Here is a 15,439-nt window from a genome sequence, read left to right as displayed (position 1 = left end):
CGTACTCCTCTTCGATTGTCTCAGTGATTTCCTGACGTACGGCCAATGGCCTGCACCATTTGATCAACAGGCCGGTACCCTTCCCCCATCTCCCCCGATGGCAAGACGATCGTCGGAGTCCCCGTCACGCCAAATTGCTGCCCCAGTTGAAATCCGTCTTTCACAGCGGACTGGCAGCTTTCAACCGGTTCCATCTCCATAGGGAGAGGGCGGCCCTCGAATACGGCCGTCATCGCTTCTTGCGGGTATTTCGAGCACAAGATCTGTGCCAGTTGACGTGCGGCTGGGGACTGGCTGCCGGCACGTGGGAACGGTACGTAGTGGACCGTGATACCGGCAGCCGTCAGTTGATCGATCTGCTGATGCAGTTTCTGGCAATAGGGACAGGTTGTGTCCGTGAAGACCGTGATCTCGCCAAGGTCATCTCCCTGAGCGGGGTAAGTCACCAGATGTTCCTCAGGCACATCCTGCAGCTGCTCCAGCCGTTCTTGACGGTTGTGCTGCTCGGTGACGTTGATGAGCCCCTTTGGCGCGTTGTCGTAGAGAGTCCCCACGACCATGTGACGCCCCTGAGCGTCGCTGTAGAAGGTGTCTCCATTGCGTAGCCGCACCTCGTATATTGGCCCTTCGAGGTCGACACGATGAATTGACTCAGGAGTAATGGCCTGGCCATTGATGGTGAGATCCTCCAGTGCCTCCGGCACATCCTGCCCTGATGCAGCCAAGACCATTGTCGAGGCCGTCATGGTCACGACGGCCGCACCAAGGATCAGACCGGTCAGTTGACGTTTCATCGCAGCGCCTCCAGGCATGAGAGAGCGGACTCGCCCCCATAGGTTTGAATGGTCCAGCAATCACCCAGCGTGATAGCAGGGAGAGACAAGGACTCCTGGATGTCGAGATAGCGACACCCCTCGCGTATCGACTCATGAACGTGCGCCCGTCGTGATGGCGAGATTCCCTGATGTTGCAATCGAGAAAAGCGGTTGCGGCCAATTTCGGGTGTAGTGTGCCCTTCGCCAGCAAACTCGCTCTGTGCCCACCAGTTGGCCACGTCCATGGAGTAGGTACGTCCGTCTCCTTCTTCAAAGGTCAGCTCGATACGGTGTTCGATCTGAAAGCGGCCGGGCGGCAGGTTCTCGACAGCCACAGACCATTGAAATACGACTTCTCCCGCAGTGAGATCCGCGGGGAGCGTGATGAACTCCCCCAGCTGGCATTCAGAGGATCCCCCCACGAAATAGAGCCCATTGGGATAGGGTTGATGGATGACCCAGCCCCCATCAGGGCTGACAGGTTCTTTCATCCAGCTAGTTGAGACGTTCAGGGTGATGTCCTCAGCCGTTAACTTGTCAAAAGGGTCTGCCTGCAGGACCGGCAGCAAATGAAGTGTGCGTTCGCGCGCATCGGCGTTCACGGTGTCGAAGACTTGGATTTCTGACATACCACCGATCCTTCTTCCGGGGGCGTGAGATGGGGAGCAAGTTGAGCGCGGATCTCTTGGACGTTGTAGCGTCCACGGGCGGGAAAGCGCAGCAGCGGGATGCCTGCTGAGGCAAAAGCCCGATCCACGAACCGATCGCGACGCTTCCTGTCGCCACGACGGTGACTGCGATCGTCGAGCTCGATCGCGATGAGAATTCGTCCGCCGCGAGGCTCACACAGCACCAGATCGACGTGCTTGGAGCTGATCAAGCGGAAGTAGCGCCACCAGCGCTGGTCGCGAGAGTGGTGTTGGCGGAAACGCACGTGGAGTACATCGGCGATACGTACCTTGCAGGCGATCATCGCGCTGGATCCGACGGCCAGCGAAACGGCGCCATAGAACGCCTGCTCGGTAGGTGAGTTGAGGGCGGGCTGTCTTTCATAGGGCAACGTTCCCTTTCCCCGCCGCCAAAACACCAGCAACACCAGGACATAGAGAGTAGCCAGCACCAGAGGCCCCAAGATCGCGATCGTCCCGAGAGTGACCGCACCTGACGGGGCGACTGTTTCACTCATGCCGAGACCTCTGCCCGATCCCGATCGACGCCGGAAGCGTCCTCCTCGATAAAGCCACGTTTCGCATCCATCTCCTTGGCCAAGGTGATGGCGGCATCCAACTCGGAGCAACGCTTTTCCAGCATGACGTTGCGCCGAGCCTTCTTCTCGTCCCCTTCGGTCCCGGACAACGCCAGGTAGAGACTCGGCTGGACCACCCGAAACAGCGCCTCAACCGTAGAGGCCAGTACGACGCCCTCGGTGTATTTCTTGGAGATCTTCGATGCCGAGAGGAGGAGCTCTTCCTGGGCCGGTGTCAGTGACTTGAAACGCTTGATCTTCTGAACCTCATCCGGTGGCATCACCAGGCAGATCCAGAATTCGATCATGTTGAGCAGCTTCTCGGCCGCGTCAGGGAAATCTTCGACGTTCTGAGTGGCGAACCACAGCCAATAAAAGAGCTTACGCCCCATCTTGCCCACCTTGACGAAAAACGGTGACAGCAGGGGATTGACGGTGACAACGTGGCTCTCGTCGATGATCTGGACGATGTGGCGACCGTCATACTGCGTCCGCTCTGCCAGGTTGGTGATCATGTTGGTGATCGAGATGACGGACAGCGCTAATTGCCCCCCGTAACCCTCACGGGCGTAGGTGGCTAGGTCCACCAGGGTTACATCGCACTCAGGCCAGGGATCACCGGTTGAGTTGAATACCTCACCATCGAAGCCATCACAGTACAGGCCAATGTTCATGCCCATCTCTTCGATGCGGCGCTGGGTGTCTTCATGGAAACCAGGGTCGCGTGAGATCTCGAAGAAGGCATCGCGAACATCTTCGGTCTTGCAGGGGCGTCCTTCTTCAAACGTCACCCGTGCAGCGCGCATGATGGCGTCGCGCACAATTCGCCGATCGGCACGACGAAAGCGACGTTCCTCTTCTTCCTCCCCACCGGTAATCATCAGACGTGCGGTGATTTCCATCTCACCGAGAAGATCCCGCTTGTCTTCATCGAGCTCTTCCTCCTCATCCTCGATCGGCGCTGGCAACGCATCATCGTCTATCTCACCCTGGGCACGTGCCTTGGCATCTTCGTCGGCCTGCTTGCGTGCACGCTCGTCCTCGAGTAGCCGGTGTGCTTCCAGAAAGGGGGCCAGGGAGACGCCTGAGCCGGGTGACAGCTTGACCTTGTTGACGCTCAAGCCGTTACGTTCGAAATAGTCGGCGAGCAAGCCAAAGCTGTTGCCCACTTCCAGGATGAACAAACGCGGCCGGCGCACGGCCATCAGCTGAGCGCAGATGGCCGTCAGTGAGGCCGATTTTCCTGCCCCTGTCGGGCCACTGATGAAGGCATGCGCATTCTTCTCGCGATCGGCCAGATGGAAGGGATCAAACGAAAGCGTTTCGCCGCCACGATTGAAATTTGTGATACCCGGGCGTCCCGTACCACGAGCTCGACCGAAGAAGGGGCTCAGGTTCGCAATGTGCTGAACGTAGTTGTAGGCGGTATACCAGCGGTTACGGGCATCCTTGTCGGGATCGAAAGCCATCGGGAGCCAGCGAAGGTACGTGTTGAGGGAGGCGATCTCATCCTCGGGCTCAACCGGCTTCAGGCTGGACTGATACAGCTTGGTGCTCAACGCCTGGGTCTTTAATCGCAGGTCCTCCTCATTGTCACCACGCAAGTAAAACACCAGGGAGGACTGGTACAGGAAATGGCGCTCCGCCATGTATTCCTTGGCTTTCTTGCAGTCATTACGCACGCTGACTGCCAGCACGCTATCGCCATGCGCCTTATTGCTGAGCCGGTTGACATGATCCTCGAGGGGTTCCTGGGGCGACGCCACCACCGTCAATACCATGACGGTACCCTCGGGTAGCACATCCATCAGCGCATTGGAGACCTTGGACTTGCTGCCTTGCCGCTTGACCTCACCGGTGATGTGTCCGATCTCCGGCTTCTTGCGCAGTTCATCCACCACCAGACACCGATGTGGCAGGCCATCGAAATACCAGAGGCCCTTGTCGACATCAGACGTCGGGATGTTGAAAAGGACATCGCCCCCCAGGTCATAGTCGTAGGGCAGGTTGTCGTCGCCGGGATAGTCGACCAGGTCAAGAAAGGCCTGGGGATCGTCGGGGAACATAGACGGGCGAGGATTGAACCAGGCTACCATCCAGCGATGGAAGTCACGCCCATCATAACGTCGTAGGGTGAGGCCTGCCCCTTCAAGCGCCGACGCCAGGCGGTCGTAGACCATATTGGCATCTTCTTCCGGCGTCATCGGGTTGCCACGCCCTGATCCTGTGGATTTGTTCAGGCGGCGGTAGAGCACCAGGCGCGTGCGGCGCGTTTGTCCCTTCCAGGAGGTCTGCGTCACCACGTCGTCGTGGAACACGCCACCCTCCTGAGAGATGGATTTCAGATGCCGCTCAAACTGACTCAACCACTCCTGGGTATAGGTGGTCTCGAGCAAGCCACTGGATTTCTCCGTTGATTCGGGATCCGGGCAATCAATATAGGCTTTCAGCCGATCCATGATGTCGCGGAAGTCGACTTCATCCTGGGCGTAGATTTGGGCGACCCAGGGTGAGTTGTCGTGCTGTGGCAGAGCATCCTGAAATGCCCCTTCGATCAGGTCACGCTTATCCCTGAGCCATTCCTCCGACCGCCCCTCGGTCGCGAGCGGCATGATCTCGGCCACGATGCCGACCGAGCGACAATCATCCATCAGGAAGCATTTTGAATCGGTCAGATACTCGATAAAGGGCAGATAGTTGGCGAAGGACGGCGCCCGTTTGTAGAGCCGATCAACGTCCTGCTCTGTGATCGACTTCCCCCTTGGGACCGCCAATGGCCGCTCGCCATTGCCATTCATCTCGGAGGCATCGATGGGATCAGCCTGCTGTTCGGCACCACCGAACCAGCGATTCATCAGGTCATTGAATGACATCAGCGCGTCCTCCCCACCGGACGAGCTCCCTCACCCGGCATGGCGTACTGGTGCTTTGTGTGTAGCGGGAAGATGGTGGAGTAACCCGGTACCGGCACCGACTCCCCACCGGCCAGGTGGGGATAGATATACATCACCAGGTCTGGGTTCGGCAGGCGTGAGAATTGACTGTAGATCTCATTGGCCGCGTCACGGGTATAGCGCGTCTGTTCAGCGGTCACCTCGCCATCCCCGATCGGACGACGCAACGCCCCCCGGGCTTCCAGCACGGCCTGTTTCCCAGCGCTGCCACTCGCACTCTGCCGGGAGCCCTCTTTCCAGAGCTCCTGCATGGTCATCCCGTTGGTAGGCATCAGCTCGTCCTTGGACGTCGCACAGCCGGAAAGCAGCCCCAATCCCACCAGGGCCAGAGTGAACAGAGTGGCTCGTGGGAAGGCCCTGCGATCAGTCGAGCCCGTGTGTGGTTGCCCTTGATGAGTCATAGCGCACCTTCCTCCCTTCGGTCTCGTAATCGATCGGGATCTGCTTGTTGATGTGAATGGCCACGTCCTGGCCGGGGGGGACATAAACGGCGGCAAATGCTTCGCCATACAGCCTGTTGACCCACTGGGACATGTCATTCACCCCTTGAGAGAGGATCTGCCCCATGGCCTGGTTGCCTGTCATGGCCTGGGAAATGCTGCCATCGGGGCCGATGGACGTGATTGAGGTCGAATCGTCATCAGACAACATCGTCGCCGCACCGGCCCCGGCAGCAGTGAGCAGGCTTTGCGTACTCAGGTATTCCTTGGCGTTGCTGCGACGCATGCCACTGATGCAGGGAATCCCGTTCCGGTCACTCAGCCAGCCGATGGAGTCACCACCTCCGATCGTCTGGTTTTGATTGCGATCGTTGCTATTTCCACGCCCCTGATTGACGTCTTCCGGCGACGGCACGGTTCGAACCGTGCCGTCCTCGAACACAAACGTCATCGACGAGATGTTTCCGCGCACGCAGGAGAGGGTCCAATCCCCCGTCGCTGTCCCACTGACCACTGCAGCTTGCACCTCGGGGAGCTCGATACCGTTCGCGGTGAGGTTGTCCTTACCCACCATCACTTTGAATGGATAGGGATCGTTTACGGTGCCATCGACCGGGACCCGGCCCAGGAGCGCCGTCATGGACAGAGATCCCATCAAAGTGGAGTTCTCGGGGATGGTGTAGACGGGTTCGACGGTGGCTTCATCGGGCTGTCCCGTGGCACTCGCCTTGACCGCACTCCCCGCTCTCGAGGCAGCCTCACCGACATCACTTGCCGCGGATTGGAACGATGTCGGGAATGTCGGTCCTTCCTGACCACGACGACCGGGGCCTTCCTCAACGCGTTGATCCATGGGTTCGACCCAGGCCAGATTACTGCCGGTGCCACCAGCACCGCCGCCTTCAAGCCCCAGACCAATCGGCACGTCCTCATTGTTGCCTTCCCCCGAGAAACCGTCCTTCAGATTGCTAATCTCGCTTTGCAGACTCTGAAGCAGGCTCTGGTTCTCACGCTGTGACGCCCGGCGCTCCTGATCGAATTCCTGCTCCTGTTGATGCAGGGCACTACGAATCTGGCTCTGAACGTCACGTCGATCCTCGAGCATGTCGGCATTTTGTTCCCGGAGCCGCTGGTTGGTCTCGAGCACTCGATTCATTTCCTCCCGCATGGCTCGCGTCTGACCGACCAGGGTGGCGACCGTATCCTGTGGCGTGTCTCCCTCGATCCCCAGCGCCTTGAGCTCATCTTCACTCAGCGTCAGCGATGGATCGCTTTCTTCACCACTTGACCCTGATTGCTGGCTGGAATCGGATCCCGACCAGAGAATGACAATCACAGCGACCAGGGCGAGAAATGACGGCACCAGAATCCTGACCAGGCCGTTGCCCTTGAGCTTCATGAGTCACCTCCCGCATCTGCGTGGACTGAGTGATCCTCGGCCACGGAGGCCGAAAGTGGCACCGCCTGAGCCAACGACACCCCATCCGTGACGATGAAGACGGTGGTGGTATCCCGTACCGAGCCTCGGCGGCCGAGCGTGGGATGCATGAAGGTGGCGCTGAAGAGATCGCCTTGCAGCCAACGTGGATCCAGCTCAAACGCCCGAGATGGGTCGCGATTGGAGAGCTTCACTGCCGTGACGGTCCACCCGTCGAGTTTCCAGGCGGCAACCGGTGTGGCGGATACCGGTAAAGCCGGCAACAGCGAGGGCAGGCTTTCAGGCAGTCGCATGGCCACGCGATTGACGCCTTGCACCGGCTCAATGGTCCGCGTCGGGGCGTATAAGGATTGCGCCGCATAGCGTGTCAGCACCACAGGAACCGGTGTATTGGCCGATGACGACGATCCATCATCCTGCTCCTGGGAATCCGAGCTTGAGGCAGTCTCTGAATCGACATGATCGTCTTCAGGAAACACCACCTGAATCTCTTCGTCGCTTGCTCCCGTCTCCATGGCCGTCAGATCAAACAGGACCACTTCATTGGTCTCGACGTCCTGAAGGCGAACCCGTTGGGTATCGAACGGCTTGTCAGCCTTTAGATAGATGGCACCACCGGCACTCTGAACGCGTAGTGTCTCCGAGTCGGCAATCTCGGGTGGGAGCCCCACCCGTACATTGCGATCCAGCACGATCACACGTTCCGTTCCAACCGGGAGGTCGACCGGCAGAGGCTTGCGATCCCAGTGAAGGATCTCCACCGCCTGTGCCTGGGTGGCGAGCACCAAAGCGGCGCTCGCAATGCTCAGTCGGGATAACAGGCGTCTACTCATGGTGAAGCTACCTCGCTTGGCTGGTCGGCGTCGCTGTCGTCGTCGGCATACCCGAGTCGCTGGGGCACCCCGGCAAAGCATCCGTCAGCGGAACCGATCTGCAGCCCCCAGGGATTCGAATCGGGATCGTTGTCCACGCGGCTGACGTAGATGGGATAGCGAACGAAAGCGTCACGAACGGACGTGCCGGCGTAGGATTCACTGACCCCCATATCGAGCGTGGCAATCCAGTGATCTCGATCGATCACCTGCACGCCACCGGGTCCATCAGGGCTCTCGTCCTGGAACCCTCGACCGGGAATTTCATAGATTCCTCGAACACGTCCCTTCAATTCGCCACGGGCGCGGCGCTGCTCATACTCGTTTTCGAGGTAGTTACGGCAGCCGGGCGTCAGGAATGTGCTGTACGCCTGAATGTTGCGCCTGTAGTTGACTTCGCCATTGACCGGCCAGCGGTTGATCGTCTGCCAGACATAGACGGCGAAGGTATAGATATTGGGCTCCGGTACTTTCCACCACTCGCGAGTGCTGCCGGTTCGTAGATCCGGGGGAACATGGACATCCAGCCGATCCGGTGACGTCTTCCACCCCCAGTAGAGTCCCGCGCACACCAGGACCATCACCACGATGACGCCACGTAACGTGGTGATATGAGCGTCCCGGGCCGCCAAGGCATGACGTTTACGACTCATGAGTTATCTCCCTTGCTGCGCGAGAGGCGTCCCGTCGAATTCGTCACTGGACGCCGAACGGGATCGCGTCGGATGCGCCAACGGATGGATTCCTGGATCAATTCATTACCCCCCGGCACGGGAAGCCCCGCTTTGGTGAGTTGCCACTGGATCTTGCGATACACCCAGGAGCTAGGGCGCCCTCGGCGTAGCCGACGCATGAATGCGCCGCCAAACCACAGAAAGAGACCAGCCCCTGCAAACATGCAGGTCGGGACCATGGCCCCCATGCCCACGACTGCCCAGCCGATCAACCCGACAGGAATGAACGCCATCAGCCCCGCAAAGGTGCAGATCACCAACTCCTTTCCGGTCATGCCGCGAAAGACGACGGGGGTGGCGTTCAAGCGAGAGGGAATGAAATCGATGGTCATGGCCCGACGCCTCCGTGATTAAGTGCTCTGCATGATCGGGTCGCCGTAATTGGCCAGCCAGATAACGACGACGATCATGACAACCCCAAGACCGGCCACCATCCCGAACAGGCCCCACTCGCCTTTCTTTCTCGATTCGTTGAAGGCCCAGATCAGTGCACCGATGTAAGCGAGAATCGCGAAGGCTGTCACGACGATGAAGGCGATACTGAAGCCTTCCGACCCCACATTGCGGAAGGTGTCGAGAAGGTTACCGTCTGCCCCTTCGGTAATGTTTTCCTGTTGAGGCAACGCCGCGAGCGCAATGGCGGGTAGAGAGGCAAGTGCAGCCACCCCACCTCGCAGTACGCCTTTGGTTCGGCTGTAAAGTGACGTGATGACGTTCATGGTTCCATTACTCCTTGGGTCTCTTGCTGATGAACCTCCTCACGCGAGGAGGAATGGTGCCCCGGGAAAGGGCTTCCAGCTGCGCTGCTACAAGAACAGCCAGAACAGAATCACGACCACCATCACGCCCCGGATGAAATTCCAGGTCATGACGTGCTCGCTGAACATGCCTCCCACCCAACCGCGCCAGTTGCTGACGCCGAGCCACGCCAGCCAGATCACCGCCAGGGCACAACCGACACCAGCGATCAACAGGTAGAGGTCATCTGGGGTGGCGCTTGCACCAGCCTTGAAGGCTTCTTGCATTGAAAGCGCCATCACTGCCCCCGATCTTCGAGGTAGTCGCCATTCAGCGGCATGGGCTGACGCGGAAGTAGGCGTTCGGGGGCGAGGTAGGCATCGATACCGGAGGTAATGGACTTGAGATCCGATCGCAGCATGCGGGTATCGAAATAGATGCGAGTATTCTCGGGGCTGGTTTTCTGCTGTCGCGCATCGATGCGATCGACGACCACCTTGATCTGCTCGATCTGGGTCTGGATCAGGGCGAGATCGCGACGTTGAATTTCATCGATGTCGCTCGCCTGAACAGACAGTGACATCGAACTGGCCATCAGCAGTCCCAGGAGAAGCGCCGCCTTGCCTGTAGCGTCCGGGCCAGAGATGGGAGAGTGCTTCCGCTCCGTCATAATGGAATCCTGCCGTGGGTGGTGACGACATGAGTCCATGGTCGAGGGATGTGTTCGCGGGATCAGCCAGAAACGTTAAGCGGATCAGACAGGTATTCTTGTCCAGCGACTTGACGGCTAGCCCCTGGTCTAGGACATTCCACGGGATGTTCCATCAGGAAGGGTGATCGTATGAGTGACCGTCGGGGGCTTGAGGATTTTGATTTCAGCCAGGTAAAGAATGTGACCCAGGCGGATATTGCCAATCCGGCGCATGGCGTTAGTGGAATGCTGCTCTTCCGCTTCGTGGAGGGCGCACCGGTGGTTCTGTATCGTCATTGCGACGATAGCGCGGCGCAACTGGTCATACCGCGCTACGATCGTTTCCAGTATGAAGGCGGCTTTGCATGGGGCTATTCAGGTACCGGCCCCCAGTGTTTGAGCCATGCCCTTGCTGCCCTGGTCTATCCCGCCATTCATGTGCGTGAAGACCAGGCTGAGAAGGCCATCGAAATACTGGATAAGGTGGTATCGCGTCTTCCCGCCGATGAAGAAATGGACCTCCCGGTTGTCCACATCTATGAGCGCTGCGGCACTCCCGAGCTTGTTGAATGAACCATTCCGACCCCGGCTCCCTTGCGCCGGGGCTGTCAGATCCCGCCCATTCACAGGTATTTCTTGAAGCTCGAAGTGGCGATGGTGATCATCGCGCCGAACAGCAGCGCACACGGCAGCAGAAACAGGTTGGGATGGATCGAGAACGGCAGAGAGAGATAGATCAGCCAACCGGTGAGGAATATCGGTGTCACCATCCGCTTGGCGTGATGGTAAACAAAGGCCGACTCTCGGCCTGCACCGAACCGTCGAAGATCGCGGCTGACCAGGCCATCGGTGAAACCGACCAGGCCAGCCAGAATGAACAGGGGGGCGGTCAACATCAGGATCACACACCGCGTCAGGGTCATGAGCGTGACATACATGCCTGCCTGCAGATATGTCTTGATGATACCGATCCAGCCCTCGGAGCCGCTCCCTGTCTCGGCCCAGGCGGCAATCCCGGTTTTCACGAACAGCCACTGGTAGCAGGTATTCACGATCATGGTCGCAAACTCCACCGGCGAGGACACCAGCAGCGATCGCGTGAATTGACTGTCCAAGTACCCCATCTCGGCCATCATGGTCTGACGTGCGTGTTCTGAGCCTGCCTGACTGAACCACCCAAAGGTGATGCCGACCCATTCGATCAGGATCGAGCAGATGATCGAGATGGCAACAATCACGAGAAGGGTGAAGGGCAACTTGAGCAGTGTCGCAATAACGCCCGAGCGTTTACTCTCCGCTCGCTTTGCCGGAGCTTCAGAGCTCGCCATGGTCAGCCACCCCGCTGTTGTCGACAGGTGCCTCGGGCACATCACGGTCCTGGGGTCGAGACGCCTGCTCCGGGGGCTCGAAGTCCATATGAATCGGCGGCGGCATCACCGCTTCCCACCACTGATCGCCCGTGCTGTATTTGGCTCGCATCCGCTTGGCAATATCGGCCACATCCTTCGGAACATCTTCTGTCTTGTCTGGTAGCGGCATTGGCATGCGGATTTTCCAAGGCTGGCCACCCTCCAACAAAGCGAAGGCCTGGCCCTTGGGAAGACCAATAATGTTATTGGGGACCAGCATGTCGACGGACTCGGTGCCTATCCGATCGCCCGCTGAGCTCGAGAAGTCCTGGTCACTGTTCACGTCGGCATTGTCGCTGGCCATGGAGACCATCAGCCTGGTGGAGACATTGACTTTGGGTAACTGATCGGTGAGCTGCCTTGCCGTACGCTCTTCCCGTACACGGAGCATGATCAATGTATTGAAATTGCCGACTACCTGACCTGCTTTCGCCGTGGACCCGATCCGCGCCTCGATGTCAGAGAGCGTCTGGGTATAAGCGGTCACTTGAATCCCCGCGCCGCCCCCTTTGTTGACCAAAGGTATAAACTCATCCCCCATGAGCTCATTAAATTCATCGCAGTGAAGGTTGATCGGCAATTTCTTCCCAGAACGACTGCCTGGCAATCCATCATCGGACCCGAATTTATAGATGTGGCCGGCGACGCTGACGATGTCGGCGAACATGGAATTGCCGACTGCCTGTGCGACTTCGAAGTCGGAGAGCGCATCGAGGCCCACATAGACGATGCCCTTCTTGCGAATGATCTGCTGCCAATCGATTATCGGGCGCTCGTCCTCGATGTCGTCGTAGTCCGGGCTCAACAACTCGGCGATCTTGCCACTGGTCAGCTTCTCGAGCAGCGGCAACAGCGACGCCACGATCTTGTCGAAGTAGGTCTTGTCGTAGCGCACCGCACTGAGCAAGCCATCCAGGACGGGGTCGGTGAGTGTCTCGATGACCTCCGGTTGCTGCAGGTACTGGACGATCGCGACTACCCGTTTATGGCGCCCCTTCATGTTATTGGGGAGCTTGTTCTCGTTGATCGTGCCCTCGATCTCGGTGATCTTCTGGTTGGCGCCCTGCATCTGCTGTTCCAGCGTCTCCTGAACGTACTGCATCAAGAGCGCATCGATGTTCACGACATCCGCCAGAATCTGGTTGTAGGAGGGACGCTCGCCCAACGCATGGCGCGCCCGGGCGACGATGTTCACGAACCGCCAGGCAAACTGACGAAACGCCGCACTGTCCCCCTCGCCGGATAGCTGTCCCGTCACGCGAGTCGGTACCTCAGAGAGTCGCGAGAAGCGCCCCACTGCGTTATAGCGGCAAGAGACGTCAGGCCAACCCAGGTGGAAAATGTAGAACTCATCGCCTCGACCCGCCTTCTGCGCCTCGGCATACATCCTCAGCAACAGATCCGCGTCCCCTTTGGGGTCGAAGCAGATGGTGATGTCACCACGATGGATATCCTGAGTGATCAGGATCTCGGCCAGACGTGTTTTGCCCACCCGCGTGGTGCCCTCAACGAGGGTATGTCCGACGCGCTCGCCCAGCGGCATCCAGACATCATGCTCTTTCCACTCCACTGCATGCAGTGCCGGACGGCCACCGACAGGAGGAAGTGGACGAACAGGGTTCAAGGGGGAGTCCCAGCGCAGCAGGGAGGCGATGTGCTTACCTATCGCGCCGCCTTCCAGGGATTGCTCCAATCGCCGTGCTCGCTTGAACCAGACGCTTGGCTGTACGTAGACCTTTGCTGCGGGTTGCGCAGACTCATGTAACCGCTGCGTATGTTGGGAGTCCCACATGAACCCCTTGCCGAGCCACAAGCTGCGCTGGCTGACGGGCACCTTCCTCGCCGGAAGGGCGAAACGCGGCAGTCGGCGCATGTTGCGCCGATAGCGCAATACGATCCACGCCTGGCGAAACCGCCAGGCACCATAAGTCAGGAAACCGGCAGCGGTGGTCATCCCCACACTTGGCGTCAACGCTAGTGACCAGGGCGCATAGATACAGAGCACGGCACAGCCGAGACAGACCCAAACGGTATTCAGCTCGACAGCAGGACGTAATAGCGATTCCAGAGGATGATGACTGCTCATGCGGCTTTCTCCTCCAGGATGGCGTCGTTGAGGGATTGAACAACGTGTTGAGCAAAGTCCTGGATGGGCTTGGGAGTGGATTGGTGACAGGGGCCTTCAAGTTGATCGAATCGGGCACCGCAGCGGCTGTAATACACACCGAGGGTTGCCCGATCGTTCTTGTCAGCGTCGGGGCCGAGAGGCTTGATCGAGAACACGAGGTAACTACCCTCGTAGCATTCAATGTCATAGGAATCCACGCAGTGGCCCATTTCATGGGCTTCCTGCTGCAGGGACTGGCTATAGGTCAATGCGACGGCCACGTAGGTGTCAGACCGTATCTCTTGAAGAGGGGACGTCCAGGCAAGCGCTTGACCGCGGTACTGCGCTCGGTCACGGTGCTGTTGTTGCAATGCTTCATGCCACGCATCGGAGTGACGCTGTATCGCTTTCCAATCCATGTTGTTGTCGGGTAAGTGGTGGTCGGTACTGGCACTCCAATCGAGCGCGTTGCGCAGTGCTTGTTCCGCTTGGGGGTGGGTTCGCATGAGTTCGCGATACCCCCGTGTCCGCCAGGTTTCCAGACGATCCGCCACCCAGGCTCTCGCCAGGCGACCAAAAACAGGTATCGCCAGTGCTGTTGTCAGTCGGTCTCGGCCAAAACGGTTCCCCTTGATCTCTTTCACCACTTTCAACCCAGCCGTGGCGCCAAGCACCTTCGCATAGGGGCGATGATCCTGTGTCGGGGTCACTGCCTGAATAAACTGCAACACCGCATCCGCCTCGTTGCGGTGCCAGCCGAAAAACGTGTCCTGCCAGACATTCAGGATCATCGTGACCACTGATGCCGGCGACCGGCTCAGAAAGCGGAAGCTCCGCTTCTCATTCAGGCTGCCTATCCGACGGCTGGGACAGAACGTCTTGCGATCCACGATCGTCTTCTCGTCTCTCTGGCGTACCCAGAGTCGACGAGAAAACAGATCGTCGCGGTGCCAATGGCGGGGATGAATGACGGAGAGCATGGGAAGCAACTGCGGCCTTTCAGTGGCGATACGCTCGACAGCCGCATGCTGAACCTGGACCCGAAGAAGATCCGTGAGAAGTAGCCGTGCTCGAGGCCCGACAATACGAGATGTCAGCGAGAGAGACGCCCGATCAACGACATCGCGCCATAGTGCCGACCCGAGGGCCTTCATGTTGCGAGTGGCAATGTGGCGCTGTTGATAGTAGGGACGCCCACGCCCCAGGTCCAACGCCCGGATATGGCTCAGATAGCGATCGTAAGTCGCCAATTGGTTCTTGGTGTGCCGTTCGTACTCTTCAAGGACGCGCTGATTGTAAGCGCACTGCGCACACACCTCCGGACCTCTGTCAGGGCCAGGGTATTCCGCATAGTCTGTGACGGTGATCCCGTGAATCGTTCCCCAGTCATCAATGCACGATTCGCAGTTCTCTGCCTCCAAGGGATACCGATTATGGACATGTAGGACCAAATGCCCGACATCACGATCAAGGCCCATGAGCACCTGCGCAATATTCAGACGGTGCCAGCGTATCCGCAGCTCACGCTGCAGATCTCTTCGCCACGGCTGAGGTAATATCAGTGCAGCGACGGTTTGTTGAAACACTTCGTTGAAGGCGTGCTCGAGGAGATTTTCCCAGGCAAAAGGTAGTTGCTTGTCGGTGCCACACGGCAGCAGTTTCAGTGTTGGCCAATGATCTAGCGTCTTGTCCGCTTTCCATTGTCGCCGCTTGAGATCACGTCGATAGGTACGGGTGCGGCCTTGAGAGCGAACGATGCGCCACAAGCCCGCCATGGTGAAGCTGACCGCACCATCCTGGCTTGTCTCGGAACGGAACAGGCGCGTGATATCCGCCTCCGACAGCCACTCCACCATCAGCGACTCAAGCGACGGCCAGATGAGATCGCAAGCCCCTTCAAGTGCATCCTCTCCAGGCTTCCTGTGCCGAATATAGTGATCAACCGACTCGGCTAAGACATCAGGGGACGGTAATACTGGATTCATGGTTCCCCCT

The 15,439-nt window shown here is 58.7% G+C and carries 16 protein-coding genes; 1 reads left to right on the top strand and 15 read right to left on the bottom strand.

What is annotated here, in order from left to right:
- Positions 1–20 precede the first annotated feature (20 nt).
- The 12 genes from R5R73_RS01925 to R5R73_RS01870 all read right to left on the bottom strand — a co-directional run bounded on the left by R5R73_RS01925 (position 21) and on the right by R5R73_RS01870 (position 9,907).
- The gene (locus R5R73_RS01925; RefSeq protein WP_322528620.1) at positions 21–794 is read right to left on the bottom strand and encodes a DsbC family protein; all 774 of its coding nucleotides are present in this window, start codon (positions 792–794) and stop codon (positions 21–23) included.
- Complete coding sequence (locus R5R73_RS01920; protein ID WP_035415446.1) at positions 791–1,444, bottom strand: hypothetical protein; 654 nt, start codon at positions 1,442–1,444, stop codon at positions 791–793. Before R5R73_RS01920 ends, R5R73_RS01925 begins: the two co-directional genes overlap by 4 nt.
- Positions 1,414–2,001, bottom strand: coding sequence for a DUF2726 domain-containing protein (locus tag R5R73_RS01915; protein ID WP_322528619.1), 588 nt, complete (start codon positions 1,999–2,001; stop codon positions 1,414–1,416). The genes R5R73_RS01920 and R5R73_RS01915 overlap by 31 nt, the downstream gene beginning before the upstream one ends.
- Complete coding sequence (locus tag R5R73_RS01910) at positions 1,998–4,934, bottom strand: conjugative transfer ATPase (protein ID WP_322528618.1); 2,937 nt, start codon at positions 4,932–4,934, stop codon at positions 1,998–2,000. The genes R5R73_RS01915 and R5R73_RS01910 overlap by 4 nt, the downstream gene beginning before the upstream one ends.
- Positions 4,934–5,416 carry a TIGR03751 family conjugal transfer lipoprotein gene (locus tag R5R73_RS01905; protein WP_084076115.1) on the bottom strand — a complete coding sequence of 161 codons (483 nt, stop codon included), beginning with the start codon at positions 5,414–5,416 and terminating at the stop codon, positions 4,934–4,936. The genes R5R73_RS01910 and R5R73_RS01905 overlap by 1 nt, the downstream gene beginning before the upstream one ends.
- A complete protein-coding gene (locus tag R5R73_RS01900; protein WP_035415445.1) occupies positions 5,379–6,854 on the bottom strand; it encodes a TIGR03752 family integrating conjugative element protein in 1,476 nt (491 codons plus the stop codon). The genes R5R73_RS01905 and R5R73_RS01900 overlap by 38 nt, the downstream gene beginning before the upstream one ends.
- Complete coding sequence (locus tag R5R73_RS01895; RefSeq protein WP_052046823.1) at positions 6,851–7,726, bottom strand: TIGR03749 family integrating conjugative element protein; 876 nt, start codon at positions 7,724–7,726, stop codon at positions 6,851–6,853. Before R5R73_RS01895 ends, R5R73_RS01900 begins: the two co-directional genes overlap by 4 nt.
- Positions 7,723–8,418: a PFL_4703 family integrating conjugative element protein gene (locus tag R5R73_RS01890; RefSeq protein ID WP_035415444.1), complete on the bottom strand. Its 696-nt coding sequence runs from the start codon at positions 8,416–8,418 to the stop codon at positions 7,723–7,725. The genes R5R73_RS01895 and R5R73_RS01890 overlap by 4 nt, the downstream gene beginning before the upstream one ends.
- Positions 8,415–8,831, bottom strand: coding sequence for a TIGR03750 family conjugal transfer protein (locus R5R73_RS01885; RefSeq protein ID WP_052046822.1), 417 nt, complete (start codon positions 8,829–8,831; stop codon positions 8,415–8,417). Before R5R73_RS01885 ends, R5R73_RS01890 begins: the two co-directional genes overlap by 4 nt.
- 18 nt (positions 8,832–8,849) lie before the next feature.
- Positions 8,850–9,218, bottom strand: a complete 369-nt coding sequence (locus R5R73_RS01880; protein WP_052046821.1) for a TIGR03745 family integrating conjugative element membrane protein — start codon at positions 9,216–9,218, stop codon at positions 8,850–8,852.
- An 87-nt stretch (positions 9,219–9,305) separates the two neighbouring features.
- Positions 9,306–9,524 carry a TIGR03758 family integrating conjugative element protein gene (locus R5R73_RS01875; RefSeq protein ID WP_035415442.1) on the bottom strand — a complete coding sequence of 73 codons (219 nt, stop codon included), beginning with the start codon at positions 9,522–9,524 and terminating at the stop codon, positions 9,306–9,308.
- An 11-nt stretch (positions 9,525–9,535) separates the two neighbouring features.
- Positions 9,536–9,907 (bottom strand): RAQPRD family integrative conjugative element protein, encoded by a 372-nt coding sequence (locus tag R5R73_RS01870; RefSeq protein WP_035415440.1) that lies wholly within the window; start codon positions 9,905–9,907, stop codon positions 9,536–9,538.
- Between the two features lie 171 nt (positions 9,908–10,078).
- Here R5R73_RS01870 and R5R73_RS01865 point away from each other — a divergent pair, with 171 nt between their 5' ends.
- Positions 10,079–10,501, top strand: coding sequence for a DUF6166 domain-containing protein (locus R5R73_RS01865; RefSeq protein WP_052046820.1), 423 nt, complete (start codon positions 10,079–10,081; stop codon positions 10,499–10,501).
- Between the two features lie 50 nt (positions 10,502–10,551).
- Here R5R73_RS01865 and R5R73_RS01860 read toward each other — a convergent pair whose 3' ends face one another.
- The 3 genes from R5R73_RS01860 to R5R73_RS01850 are packed head-to-tail and all read right to left on the bottom strand — an operon-like array spanning position 10,552 to position 15,429.
- Positions 10,552–11,256 (bottom strand): TIGR03747 family integrating conjugative element membrane protein, encoded by a 705-nt coding sequence (locus tag R5R73_RS01860; RefSeq protein WP_035415439.1) that lies wholly within the window; start codon positions 11,254–11,256, stop codon positions 10,552–10,554.
- Positions 11,243–13,423 (bottom strand): type IV conjugative transfer system coupling protein TraD, encoded by a 2,181-nt coding sequence (gene traD, locus R5R73_RS01855; RefSeq protein WP_084076106.1) that lies wholly within the window; start codon positions 13,421–13,423, stop codon positions 11,243–11,245. The genes R5R73_RS01860 and traD overlap by 14 nt, the downstream gene beginning before the upstream one ends.
- Positions 13,420–15,429, bottom strand: coding sequence for a hypothetical protein (locus R5R73_RS01850; RefSeq protein WP_322528617.1), 2,010 nt, complete (start codon positions 15,427–15,429; stop codon positions 13,420–13,422). Before R5R73_RS01850 ends, traD begins: the two co-directional genes overlap by 4 nt.
- Between the last annotated feature and the right edge of the window lie 10 nt (positions 15,430–15,439).

Origin of the sequence: Salinicola sp. LHM, from assembly GCF_034479735.1 — a bacterium.
Lineage (GTDB): Bacteria > Pseudomonadota > Gammaproteobacteria > Pseudomonadales > Halomonadaceae > Salinicola > Salinicola salarius.
The sequence above is the reverse complement of the archived record's forward strand: the minus strand, read 5'-3'. Positions and strand labels throughout refer to the sequence as shown.